This is a genomic window from Micromonospora sp. H61 (assembly GCF_018070325.1).
Classification (GTDB): domain Bacteria; phylum Actinomycetota; class Actinomycetes; order Mycobacteriales; family Micromonosporaceae; genus Micromonospora; species Micromonospora salmantinae.
Window position 1 is genome coordinate 1 of record NZ_JAGPXY010000113.1, and the last position, 11,928, is coordinate 11,928.

9 protein-coding genes and 1 pseudogene are annotated in these 11,928 nt (G+C 71.3%); 5 read left to right on the top strand and 5 right to left on the bottom strand.

All coding sequences use genetic code 11. From position 1 onward, the window contains the following. Positions 1-3 precede the first annotated feature (3 nt). Positions 4-393 (bottom strand): Rv2175c family DNA-binding protein, encoded by a 390-nt coding sequence (locus KBX08_RS30985; protein ID WP_238690615.1) that lies wholly within the window; start codon positions 391-393, stop codon positions 4-6. A 188-nt stretch (positions 394-581) separates the two neighbouring features. On the opposite strand from KBX08_RS30985, the gene pknB (KBX08_RS30990) reads away from it, so the two are divergent. Next, complete coding sequence (pknB, locus tag KBX08_RS30990; RefSeq protein ID WP_210787286.1) at positions 582-2,570, top strand: Stk1 family PASTA domain-containing Ser/Thr kinase; 1,989 nt, start codon at positions 582-584, stop codon at positions 2,568-2,570. Continuing rightward, positions 2,570-3,439 (top strand): deoxyribonuclease IV, encoded by an 870-nt coding sequence (locus tag KBX08_RS30995; protein WP_210787289.1) that lies wholly within the window; start codon positions 2,570-2,572, stop codon positions 3,437-3,439. Before pknB (KBX08_RS30990) ends, KBX08_RS30995 begins: the two co-directional genes overlap by 1 nt. Positions 3,440-3,528: 89 nt before the next feature. Here KBX08_RS30995 and KBX08_RS31000 read toward each other — a convergent pair whose 3' ends face one another. Continuing rightward, positions 3,529-4,569, bottom strand: a complete 1,041-nt coding sequence (locus KBX08_RS31000) for a GntG family PLP-dependent aldolase (RefSeq protein ID WP_247670366.1) — start codon at positions 4,567-4,569, stop codon at positions 3,529-3,531. A gap of 78 nt (positions 4,570-4,647) precedes the next feature. Then, positions 4,648-5,856: pseudogene (locus KBX08_RS31005) on the bottom strand (class II 3-deoxy-7-phosphoheptulonate synthase); the annotation flags it as partial. Positions 5,857-5,874: 18 nt separating this feature from the next. On the opposite strand from KBX08_RS31005, the gene KBX08_RS31010 reads away from it, so the two are divergent. Beyond that, positions 5,875-7,281 carry a class II 3-deoxy-7-phosphoheptulonate synthase gene (locus KBX08_RS31010; protein ID WP_112725193.1) on the top strand — a complete coding sequence of 469 codons (1,407 nt, stop codon included), beginning with the start codon at positions 5,875-5,877 and terminating at the stop codon, positions 7,279-7,281. A 78-nt stretch (positions 7,282-7,359) separates the two neighbouring features. Continuing rightward, positions 7,360-8,400, top strand: a complete 1,041-nt coding sequence (locus tag KBX08_RS31015) for a GntG family PLP-dependent aldolase (RefSeq protein ID WP_247670366.1) — start codon at positions 7,360-7,362, stop codon at positions 8,398-8,400. A gap of 89 nt (positions 8,401-8,489) precedes the next feature. Here KBX08_RS31015 and KBX08_RS31020 read toward each other — a convergent pair whose 3' ends face one another. Further along, a complete protein-coding gene (locus KBX08_RS31020; protein WP_210787289.1) occupies positions 8,490-9,359 on the bottom strand; it encodes a deoxyribonuclease IV in 870 nt (289 codons plus the stop codon). Next, positions 9,359-11,347 (bottom strand): Stk1 family PASTA domain-containing Ser/Thr kinase, encoded by a 1,989-nt coding sequence (gene pknB, locus KBX08_RS31025; RefSeq protein ID WP_210787286.1) that lies wholly within the window; start codon positions 11,345-11,347, stop codon positions 9,359-9,361. The genes KBX08_RS31020 and pknB (KBX08_RS31025) overlap by 1 nt, the downstream gene beginning before the upstream one ends. Positions 11,348-11,535: 188 nt before the next feature. Between pknB (KBX08_RS31025) and KBX08_RS31030 the strand changes: the two genes are divergently transcribed. Continuing rightward, positions 11,536-11,925 (top strand): Rv2175c family DNA-binding protein, encoded by a 390-nt coding sequence (locus KBX08_RS31030; RefSeq protein WP_238690615.1) that lies wholly within the window; start codon positions 11,536-11,538, stop codon positions 11,923-11,925. Positions 11,926-11,928 lie beyond the last annotated feature (3 nt).

The following is an 11,928-nucleotide window of genomic DNA, read 5'->3' on the forward strand; positions in this document are numbered from 1 at the left end:
GGGTTAGAAGCCTTGGGCTTGGGCTCGGCGTTTTACCTCGCGGGCCTGGTCGCCGGAGAGGGCGGCGGCTGGGGTGGCACCGGGGAGGGTGTCGTCCGGCTCGTAGAGCCAGCGCAGGACGGCCTCGTCGTCGTAGCCGTTGTCGGCGAGCAGATTGAGCACGCCGGGCAGGTGCTTGAGCGCGGTCTGGTTGGCAACCAGGTCCGCTGGGATCCGGCGGACGCCGTCGCGGCGGACCGCCAACAGCTCCCGGTCACGGATCATCTGGTGCACCTTGCTGATCGACACGTCGAGGCGTTCGGCGACGTCGGGCAGGGTCAACCAGTCGGCCGGGTCGGTGGGGCCGGCGAGTTCCAGGCCGGGCGCGGCCTGGTCGGGTACGGGTTCGGTCACCCGACCACCCTGCCACGCCGCCGCCGCGACGAGCCACCGGCACCCCGGGCGGCCCATCTGCGTCCTCTTCCCTGATCGCCGCTGACCAGCGAACAAGGGGCGGGGAACGCGGCGGGACGGACCGGTTCGGCATACGGCTGTAGCATCCTGTTCATCCCTCACCCTCTGGACACATAGACTGCCTGCCGATGGACACTCAGGTCGCCGACACGTTGCTGGGCTCGCTGATCGACGGGCGCTACCGCATTCGCGGTCGCGTGGCCCGTGGTGGCATGGCGACCGTGTACACCGCCACCGACGAACGCCTTGAGCGCACCGTCGCTGTCAAGATCATTCACCCGACCCAGGCCAGCGAGGCACGAGCCCGGATCGCCAACTTCGTGGCCCGGTTCACCGACGAGGCGAAGACCATCGCCCGGCTGACCCACCCGAACGTGGTGGCGGTCTACGACCAGGGCACGCACGCCGGCCTGCCGTACCTGGTGATGGAGTACGTCCGTGGCCGCACCCTGCGTGACGTGCTGGCCGAGCGGCGCCGGCTCAACCCGGACGAGGCGCTGGCCATCGCCGAGCAGATGCTCGCCGCGATCGCCGCCGCGCACCGGGCCGGTCTCGTGCACCGCGACGTCAAACCGGAGAACGTCCTGGTCGCGGAGGCGCCTACCGGTGGCGTCGCCAACCTTGTCGACAGCGTCGTGAAGGTGGCCGACTTCGGGCTGGCCCGGGCGGTCGAGGCGAGCGCCGACGAGGAGCAGGGCAACCAACTGATGGCCACCGTGGCGTACGTCGCCCCGGAGTTGGTCACCGAGGGCCGCGCCGATCCGCGCACCGACGTCTACTCGGCCGGCATCGTGCTGTTCGAGATGCTCACCGGCCGGGTGCCGTACGACGGGGACCGCCCGGTGGACGTCGCCTGGCAGCACGTCGACCGGAACGTGCCGACGCCCTCGACGCTGGTGCCGGGCCTGCCGTCGGTCCTCGACGACCTGGTGCAGCGGGCTACCCGCCGCGACCCGGGAGCACGGCCCGCGGACGCCGGCGCGTTGTTGGCCGAGGTGCAGGTGGCCCGGGATCGTCTGGGCGACGCCAACAGCCACACCGCCGTACTCCGCCCGATCAGTGACGCGCCGTCGCTCTCCCAGCCGACCATGATGGTCGCGACGGTCCAGCCGCCCAACCGCCCGTCGTGGGCACGACTGCCCGAGGGCGCCAGCAGTCAGGGGCCGGGGCGGCGTCGGGCCGCCCCGGAGCCGGCGGAGGGCCTGGGCGCCCGGCTCGCCGCGCTGCGCAGCACGGTGCTGAGCAACCCCCGTGGCCGGCTGGCCGTCGCGGCCGTGGTCGTGACGCTGGGCCTGGTGGCCGCGCTCGGGGGTTGGTGGTTCGGCGTCGGCCGCTACACGGACGCTCCGCAGTTGGTGAGCCTGAGCAAGGCCGAGGCGCAGGCGCGGGCCGACCGCAGCGGGCTTCTCGTCAAGTACGCTGAGCCGCGCTTCGACGAGAAGGCCCCGAAGGACAGCGTGCTGGAGCAGAGCCCGGCGTCCGCTGCCAAGATCGCCAAGGGTGGCACGATCACCCTGACCCTCTCCCTCGGTCCGGAGCGTTTCCCCGTACCGGACGTGATCGGCAAGGAGTTCGAGCTCGCCGAGGCGGATCTGGTCAACGTGAAGCTGGTGGTGGCCAGGGGCACCGCCCGCTACGACGACAGCCTGCCGGCCGGGGTCGTGGTGGACAGCTCCCCCAAGGTGGGCACCGAGGTCAAGCCCGGTGCGAAGGTCACCCTCATTCTGAGCCGGGGCAGGGCGCCGGTGACGGTGCCGAACCTGGTCGGCAAGAGCCTGACCGACGCCCGGACGACCCTGGCCCAGCTCAACCTGGTGTTGAAGGAGACCTACAAGGACTCCGACAAGCCGAGGGACGAGATCCTCGGGCAGAGCCCTGCCGATGGCGCCGGCGTGGAGAAGGGCACCGAGGTCAAGCTGGACGTCAGCAAGGGGCCACCGCTGGTCGCCATGCCGCGGGTGATCGACCTGCCGTGCCAGCAGGCCAAGCAGGCGTTGGAGGGTCAGGGCTTCCCGGTGACGATGGCGATCAACCCGAACGCCGTGGTCCGGATCCAGATCCCGGGCGAGAATTCGCAGGTGGCACCCGGCACCCCGGTCACCCTGACGTGCTTCTGATGCCGACGATCTCCGCGCGGCCGGTGGGCACGCACACTCCGACCTCGGGTGGGCTGGCGAAGGCTGCCCTGCCGTACGCCGACGCGACCGGTGCGCAGGTGGTGCAGGTCTACGTCTCCAACTCGCGAGGCTGGGCACTGCCCGACGGCGACCCGGCGCAGGACGCACTGTTCCGCGACGGTTGCGCCGAGCGGGGCATTCCCGCGTTCATCCACGCCGCGCTGCTGGTCAACCTCGGCTCGCCCACCCCGGCCACTGTCGAGAAGTCGGCCGAGACGCTGGCGCACGCGCTTCGTCGGGGCGTGGCGATCGGCGCGCGCGGGGTGGTGTTCCACGCGGGCAGTTCGGTGGACGAGGGGCACGCCGAGGCGGCGATGGGACAGGTCCGCGAGGTGTTGCTGCCGCTGCTCGACTGGGCTGCCGCCGCTGGCGGGCCGATGTTGCTGGTCGAGCCGAGCGCCGGCGGGGGCCGCTCACTGGCCTCCCGGGTGGAGCAGCTCGGGCCCTACCTGGACGCGGTGGACGGGCACCCCATGCTCGGGGTCTGCTTCGACACCTGCCACGCCTGGGCGGCCGGCCACGATCTGGCGGCGGAGGGCGGCATGACGGCGACCCTGGACACCCTGGTGGCCACCGTCGGTGCGGACCGGCTGCGGCTGGTCCACGCCAACGACTCGAAGGATCTGTGCGGCTCCACCCGGGATCGGCACGAGAACATCGGCAAGGGCAGCATCGGCGAGCCCGCCTTCGCCGAGCTGATGGCGCACCCGGCGACCGCTGGGGTCCCGACCGTCGTGGAAACCCCCAGCGAGAAGCAGGTGGGCCACGCCGCCGACATCGCCACCCTCACCCGCCTGTCCCACCCCTGACCCCAACCTTGTTGATCAAGAGGTTTGCGTCACCCGGCGACCGGGATCTGACGCGAATCTCTTGATCACCGAGGTTGGGGTCAGGGGGTTTAGGCCGCGGCGAGGATGCGGGGTAGGGCTGCCAGGGCGCGGTCGATGTCCGCGTCGCTGAGGCCCAGGTGGGTGACCAGGCGGGCGGTACGGGGGCCGAGCACGGAGATCAGTACGCCCTCGGCCCGCGCCGCGGCGGCCAGGGCCCGCGCGTCCAGAGTGTGCTTGGTGAGGTCCAGCGCGACCAGGTTGGTACGGACAGTGGTGGCCAACACGCCGAACGGCGCGACCGCCTCGGCGAGCCGGGCCGCCTTCGCGTGGTCGTCGGCCAACCGGTCGATGTGCTGCGCGAGCGCGTACCGACCGGCGGCGGCGAGAATGCCGGCCTGGCGCATGCCCCCGCCCATCCGCTTGCGGATCAGCCGGGCACGTTCGATCTTCTCCGCGCTGCCGATCACCAGCGAACCGACCGGTGCGCCGAGGCCCTTGGAGAGGCACACCGACAGCGTGTCGAAGAGCCGGCCGTACTCGATCAGCGGCACCTGGTCGGCGACGTGCGCGTGCCAGATCCGGGCGCCGTCACAGTGCAGCGCGACGCCCGCCTCGTCAGCGACCCCGCGCAGATCCCGCAGGGTCGAGAGCGGAATCACCCCGCCGCCGCCGCGATTGTGGGTCTGCTCGACGGCGATCGCGCGGGTGGGGACGGCGAAGTAACCGTCCGGTCGGATCATCCCGGCCACCATCTCCGGGTCGATGTCCGCGCCCACGGCGGGCCAGGTCCGCGAGGTGATCCCGCCGTACGCGGCCGCGGCGCCGATCTCGTACGTGACCACGTGCGCGTCGGCGTCGCAGAGCAACTCGTCGCCGGGCGACACCAGCAGTTGCAGGGCGATCTGGTTCGCCATCGAACCACTCGGGGCGAACAGCGCCGCCTCGTGCCCGAACAAGGCGGCGACCTCGGCCTCCAGCGCGTTGACGCTCGGGTCCTCGCCGTAGACGTCGTCACCGACCTCGGCGGTGGCCATCGCCTCCCGCATCCCGGCGGTGGGTCGGGTCACCGTGTCGGACCGCAGGTCCACGAACAGATCAGGCACTGTCATCCTTTCAACTGCCGACTGCGGGCTCGTAAGCTCACTCCTCGCGTCAGCCATGGTCGTGCCGGCTGCGGGCTCGCAAGCTCAGCCACGCAGCATTTCCGCTACGAGGAAGGCCAACTCCAACGACTGCTGGGTGTTCAGTCGCGGGTCGCAGGCGGTCTCGTACCGGTCGGGCAGGTCGAGATCCTCGATCCCCTGGGCGCCGCCGAGGCACTCGGTGACGTCCTCGCCGGTCAACTCGACGTGCAGGCCGCCGGGGTGGGTGTCCAGCCCCCGGTGCACCTCGAAGTAGCCGAGCACCTCGTCGACGATGCGGTCGAAGTGCCGGGTCTTGTAGCCGTTTGACGATTCGTGCGTGTTGCCGTGCATCGGGTCGCACTGCCAGACCACCTTGGCCCCGGCGGCGGTGACCTTGGCGACGATCGGCGGCAGCGCGTCGCGTACCCGGTGGTTGCCCATCCGGCTGATCAGGGTGAGCCGACCGGGGATGTTGTCCGGGTTGAGCTTCTCGCACAACTCGATCGCCTCGTCCGGGGAGGTGGTCGGGCCGAGCTTGACCCCGATCGGGTTGGCGATCCGGGAGATGAAGTCGATGTGCGCCCCGCTGATCTGCCGGGTGCGCTCGCCGATCCACAGGAAGTGCCCGGAGAGCCCGTACGCCCGACGGTCGGAGACCCGGGTGAGCGCCCGGTCGTACTCCAGGGCCAGGGCCTCGTGGGAGCAGTAGAGCGTGACGGTGCGCAGCGCCTCGTCGTCGGTCATGCCGCAGGCCCGGATGAAGGCCAACGCCCGGTCGATCTCCCGGGCGATCGCCTCGTAACGCTCCCCCGCCGGGGAGTTCTTCACGAAGCCCTTGTTCCAGTCGTGCACGGCGTGCAGGTCGGCGAGCCCGCCGGCGAGGTACGCCCGGAGCATGTTCATCGCCGCCGCCGAGTTCGCGTACGCGCGGATCATGCGCTGTGGGTCGGCGACCCGGGCGGCCGGGTCGGCCTCCAGCGAGTTGATCATGTCGCCGCGGTACGCGGGCAGGCCGCGGGCGTCGGTCGGCAGCGAGCGGGGCTTCGTGTACTGCCCGGCGACCCGGGCGACCTTGACCACCGGCAGCGACGCGCCGTAGGTGAGCACGATCGCCATCTGGAGCAGGGTGCGGGCGTTGGCCAGCAGGTGGCTCTCGGTGTTGTCCACGAACGTCTCGGCGCAGTCACCACCCTGCAGCAGGAACGCCTTGCCCTCGCAGACCAGGGCGAGCTTCTGCCGGAGCTGGTCCACCTCGTAGGGCGCGACGACCGTCGCCGTACGCTTTCTGTCATGCGCCATGAGTGGCATCAGTTGAGCCATCCCGCGGTGGGCAGCCCGGGCCTGCAGACCAGCCGACCGACCGTCGACTCCGCCGAGGACGCCGCGCTCGGTCTGGACCGATGGCGGGAGCTGCCCCGCGAGCAGGTCCCGCCGTGGTCCGACCCGGCTGCCGTGGCCGCGGTCTGCAAGGTCCTCGACACCGTGCCGTCGGTCGTCGCGCCCTACGAGGTGGACCAGCTCCGGCAGAAGCTCGCCCTGGTCTGCGAGGGCAAGGCGTTCCTGCTGCAGGGTGGTGACTGCGCCGAGACGTTCGTGGACAACACCGAGAGCCACCTGCTGGCCAACGCCCGCACCCTGCTCCAGATGGCGATCGTGCTCACCTACGGCGCGTCGCTGCCGGTGGTCAAGGTCGCCCGGGTCGCCGGGCAGTACACGAAGCCCCGCTCGCTGCCGACCGACGCCCGCGGCCTGCCCGCGTACCGCGGCGACATGATCAACTCGCTGGAGGCCGACCCGGCCGCCCGGGTCGCCGACCCACAGCGCATGATCCGCGCGTACGCGAACTCGGCGGCGGCGATGAACATGCTCCGGGCGTACCTCGCCGGCGGGCTCGCCGACCTGCACGCCGTGCACGACTGGAACAAGGGCTTCGTGAAGAACTCCCCGGCGGGGGAGCGTTACGAGGCGATCGCCCGGGAGATCGACCGGGCGTTGGCCTTCATCCGGGCCTGCGGCATGACCGACGACGAGGCGCTGCGCACCGTCACGCTCTACTGCTCCCACGAGGCCCTGGCCCTGGAGTACGACCGGGCGCTCACCCGGGTCTCCGACCGTCGGGCGTACGGGCTCTCCGGGCACTTCCTGTGGATCGGCGAGCGCACCCGGCAGATCAGCGGGGCGCACATCGACTTCATCTCCCGGATCGCCAACCCGATCGGGGTCAAGCTCGGCCCGACCACCTCCCCGGACGAGGCGATCGAGTTGTGCGAGAAGCTCAACCCGGACAACATCCCCGGTCGGCTCACCCTGATCAGCCGGATGGGCAACCACCGGGTACGCGACGCGCTGCCGCCGATCGTCGCCAAGGTCACCGCCGCCGGGGCCAAGGTGGTCTGGCAGTGCGACCCGATGCACGGCAACACGCACGAATCGTCAAACGGCTACAAGACCCGGCACTTCGACCGCATCGTCGACGAGGTGCTCGGCTACTTCGAGGTGCACCGGGGGCTGGACACCCACCCCGGCGGCCTGCACGTCGAGTTGACCGGCGAGGACGTCACCGAGTGCCTCGGCGGCGCCCAGGGGATCGAGGATCTCGACCTGCCCGACCGGTACGAGACCGCCTGCGACCCGCGACTGAACACCCAGCAGTCGTTGGAGTTGGCCTTCCTCGTAGCGGAAATGCTGCGTGGCTGAGCTTGCGAGCCCGCAGCCGGCACGACCATGGCTGACGCGAGGAGTGAGCTTACGAGCCCGCAGTCGGCAGTTGAAAGGATGACAGTGCCTGATCTGTTCGTGGACCTGCGGTCCGACACGGTGACCCGACCCACCGCCGGGATGCGGGAGGCGATGGCCACCGCCGAGGTCGGTGACGACGTCTACGGCGAGGACCCGAGCGTCAACGCGCTGGAGGCCGAGGTCGCCGCCTTGTTCGGGCACGAGGCGGCGCTGTTCGCCCCGAGTGGTTCGATGGCGAACCAGATCGCCCTGCAACTGCTGGTGTCGCCCGGCGACGAGTTGCTCTGCGACGCCGACGCGCACGTGGTCACGTACGAGATCGGCGCCGCGGCCGCGTACGGCGGGATCACCTCGCGGACCTGGCCCGCCGTGGGCGCGGACATCGACCCGGAGATGGTGGCCGGGATGATCCGACCGGACGGTTACTTCGCCGTCCCCACCCGCGCGATCGCCGTCGAGCAGACCCACAATCGCGGCGGCGGCGGGGTGATTCCGCTCTCGACCCTGCGGGATCTGCGCGGGGTCGCTGACGAGGCGGGCGTCGCGCTGCACTGTGACGGCGCCCGGATCTGGCACGCGCACGTCGCCGACCAGGTGCCGCTGATCGAGTACGGCCGGCTCTTCGACACGCTGTCGGTGTGCCTCTCCAAGGGCCTCGGCGCACCGGTCGGTTCGCTGGTGATCGGCAGCGCGGAGAAGATCGAACGTGCCCGGCTGATCCGCAAGCGGATGGGCGGGGGCATGCGCCAGGCCGGCATTCTCGCCGCCGCCGGTCGGTACGCGCTCGCGCAGCACATCGACCGGTTGGCCGACGACCACGCGAAGGCGGCCCGGCTCGCCGAGGCGGTCGCGCCGTTCGGCGTGTTGGCCACCACTGTCCGTACCAACCTGGTCGCGCTGGACCTCACCAAGCACACTCTGGACGCGCGGGCCCTGGCCGCCGCGGCGCGGGCCGAGGGCGTACTGATCTCCGTGCTCGGCCCCCGTACCGCCCGCCTGGTCACCCACCTGGGCCTCAGCGACGCGGACATCGACCGCGCCCTGGCAGCCCTACCCCGCATCCTCGCCGCGGCCTAAACCCCCTGACCCCAACCTCGGTGATCAAGAGATTCGCGTCAGATCCCGGTCGCCGGGTGACGCAAACCTCTTGATCAACAAGGTTGGGGTCAGGGGTGGGACAGGCGGGTGAGGGTGGCGATGTCGGCGGCGTGGCCCACCTGCTTCTCGCTGGGGGTTTCCACGACGGTCGGGACCCCAGCGGTCGCCGGGTGCGCCATCAGCTCGGCGAAGGCGGGCTCGCCGATGCTGCCCTTGCCGATGTTCTCGTGCCGATCCCGGGTGGAGCCGCACAGATCCTTCGAGTCGTTGGCGTGGACCAGCCGCAGCCGGTCCGCACCGACGGTGGCCACCAGGGTGTCCAGGGTCGCCGTCATGCCGCCCTCCGCCGCCAGATCGTGGCCGGCCGCCCAGGCGTGGCAGGTGTCGAAGCAGACCCCGAGCATGGGGTGCCCGTCCACCGCGTCCAGGTAGGGCCCGAGCTGCTCCACCCGGGAGGCCAGTGAGCGGCCCCCGCCGGCGCTCGGCTCGACCAGCAACATCGGCCCGCCAGCGGCGGCAGCCCAGTCGAGCAGCGGCAGCAACACCTCGCGGACCTGTCCCATCGCCGCCTCGGCGTGCCCCTCGTCCACCGAACTGCCCGCGTGGAACACCACCCCGCGCGCGCCGATCGCCACGCCCCGACGAAGCGCGTGCGCCAGCGTCTCGGCCGACTTCTCGACAGTGGCCGGGGTGGGCGAGCCGAGGTTGACCAGCAGCGCGGCGTGGATGAACGCGGGAATGCCCCGCTCGGCGCAACCGTCGCGGAACAGTGCGTCCTGCGCCGGGTCGCCGTCGGGCAGTGCCCAGCCTCGCGAGTTGGAGACGTAGACCTGCACCACCTGCGCACCGGTCGCGTCGGCGTACGGCAGGGCAGCCTTCGCCAGCCCACCCGAGGTCGGAGTGTGCGTGCCCACCGGCCGCGCGGAGATCGTCGGCATCAGAAGCACGTCAGGGTGACCGGGGTGCCGGGTGCCACCTGCGAATTCTCGCCCGGGATCTGGATCCGGACCACGGCGTTCGGGTTGATCGCCATCGTCACCGGGAAGCCCTGACCCTCCAACGCCTGCTTGGCCTGCTGGCACGGCAGGTCGATCACCCGCGGCATGGCGACCAGCGGTGGCCCCTTGCTGACGTCCAGCTTGACCTCGGTGCCCTTCTCCACGCCGGCGCCATCGGCAGGGCTCTGCCCGAGGATCTCGTCCCTCGGCTTGTCGGAGTCCTTGTAGGTCTCCTTCAACACCAGGTTGAGCTGGGCCAGGGTCGTCCGGGCGTCGGTCAGGCTCTTGCCGACCAGGTTCGGCACCGTCACCGGCGCCCTGCCCCGGCTCAGAATGAGGGTGACCTTCGCACCGGGCTTGACCTCGGTGCCCACCTTGGGGGAGCTGTCCACCACGACCCCGGCCGGCAGGCTGTCGTCGTAGCGGGCGGTGCCCCTGGCCACCACCAGCTTCACGTTGACCAGATCCGCCTCGGCGAGCTCGAACTCCTTGCCGATCACGTCCGGTACGGGGAAACGCTCCGGACCGAGGGAGAGGGTCAGGGTGATCGTGCCACCCTTGGCGATCTTGGCAGCGGACGCCGGGCTCTGCTCCAGCACGCTGTCCTTCGGGGCCTTCTCGTCGAAGCGCGGCTCAGCGTACTTGACGAGAAGCCCGCTGCGGTCGGCCCGCGCCTGCGCCTCGGCCTTGCTCAGGCTCACCAACTGCGGAGCGTCCGTGTAGCGGCCGACGCCGAACCACCAACCCCCGAGCGCGGCCACCAGGCCCAGCGTCACGACCACGGCCGCGACGGCCAGCCGGCCACGGGGGTTGCTCAGCACCGTGCTGCGCAGCGCGGCGAGCCGGGCGCCCAGGCCCTCCGCCGGCTCCGGGGCGGCCCGACGCCGCCCCGGCCCCTGACTGCTGGCGCCCTCGGGCAGTCGTGCCCACGACGGGCGGTTGGGCGGCTGGACCGTCGCGACCATCATGGTCGGCTGGGAGAGCGACGGCGCGTCACTGATCGGGCGGAGTACGGCGGTGTGGCTGTTGGCGTCGCCCAGACGATCCCGGGCCACCTGCACCTCGGCCAACAACGCGCCGGCGTCCGCGGGCCGTGCTCCCGGGTCGCGGCGGGTAGCCCGCTGCACCAGGTCGTCGAGGACCGACGGCAGGCCCGGCACCAGCGTCGAGGGCGTCGGCACGTTCCGGTCGACGTGCTGCCAGGCGACGTCCACCGGGCGGTCCCCGTCGTACGGCACCCGGCCGGTGAGCATCTCGAACAGCACGATGCCGGCCGAGTAGACGTCGGTGCGCGGATCGGCGCGGCCCTCGGTGACCAACTCCGGGGCGACGTACGCCACGGTGGCCATCAGTTGGTTGCCCTGCTCCTCGTCGGCGCTCGCCTCGACCGCCCGGGCCAGCCCGAAGTCGGCCACCTTCACGACGCTGTCGACAAGGTTGGCGACGCCACCGGTAGGCGCCTCCGCGACCAGGACGTTCTCCGGTTTGACGTCGCGGTGCACGAGACCGGCCCGGTGCGCGGCGGCGATCGCGGCGAGCATCTGCTCGGCGATGGCCAGCGCCTCGTCCGGGTTGAGCCGGCGCCGCTCGGCCAGCACGTCACGCAGGGTGCGGCCACGGACGTACTCCATCACCAGGTACGGCAGGCCGGCGTGCGTGCCCTGGTCGTAGACCGCCACCACGTTCGGGTGGGTCAGCCGGGCGATGGTCTTCGCCTCGTCGGTGAACCGGGCCACGAAGTTGGCGATCCGGGCTCGTGCCTCGCTGGCCTGGGTCGGGTGAATGATCTTGACAGCGACGGTGCGCTCAAGGCGTTCGTCGGTGGCGGTGTACACGGTCGCCATGCCACCACGGGCCACGCGACCGCGAATGCGGTAGCGCCCGTCGATCAGCGAGCCCAGCAACGTGTCGGCGACCTGAGTGTCCATCGGCAGGCAGTCTATGTGTCCAGAGGGTGAGGGATGAACAGGATGCTACAGCCGTATGCCGAACCGGTCCGTCCCGCCGCGTTCCCCGCCCCTTGTTCGCTGGTCAGCGGCGATCAGGGAAGAGGACGCAGATGGGCCGCCCGGGGTGCCGGTGGCTCGTCGCGGCGGCGGCGTGGCAGGGTGGTCGGGTGACCGAACCCGTACCCGACCAGGCCGCGCCCGGCCTGGAACTCGCCGGCCCCACCGACCCGGCCGACTGGTTGACCCTGCCCGACGTCGCCGAACGCCTCGACGTGTCGATCAGCAAGGTGCACCAGATGATCCGTGACCGGGAGCTGTTGGCGGTCCGCCGCGACGGCGTCCGCCGGATCCCAGCGGACCTGGTTGCCAACCAGACCGCGCTCAAGCACCTGCCCGGCGTGCTCAATCTGCTCGCCGACAACGGCTACGACGACGAGGCCGTCCTGCGCTGGCTCTACGAGCCGGACGACACCCTCCCCGGTGCCACCCCAGCCGCCGCCCTCTCCGGCGACCAGGCCCGCGAGGTAAAACGCCGAGCCCAAGCCCAAGGCTTCTAACCC

Excerpts from the sequence above, each read along its gene's own strand:
- pknB (WP_210787286.1), top strand. The coding sequence starts at position 582 with ATGGACACTCAGGTCGCCGACACGTTGCTGGGCTCGCTGATCGACGGG.
- KBX08_RS30995 (WP_210787289.1), top strand. The coding sequence starts at position 2,570 with ATGCCGACGATCTCCGCGCGGCCGGTGGGCACGCACACTCCGACCTCG.
- KBX08_RS31000 (WP_247670366.1), bottom strand. The coding sequence starts at position 4,569 with ATGACAGTGCCTGATCTGTTCGTGGACCTGCGGTCCGACACGGTGACC.
- KBX08_RS31010 (WP_112725193.1), top strand. The coding sequence starts at position 5,875 with ATGCGCCATGAGTGGCATCAGTTGAGCCATCCCGCGGTGGGCAGCCCG.
- KBX08_RS31015 (WP_247670366.1), top strand. The coding sequence starts at position 7,360 with ATGACAGTGCCTGATCTGTTCGTGGACCTGCGGTCCGACACGGTGACC.
- KBX08_RS31020 (WP_210787289.1), bottom strand. The coding sequence starts at position 9,359 with ATGCCGACGATCTCCGCGCGGCCGGTGGGCACGCACACTCCGACCTCG.
- pknB (WP_210787286.1), bottom strand. The coding sequence starts at position 11,347 with ATGGACACTCAGGTCGCCGACACGTTGCTGGGCTCGCTGATCGACGGG.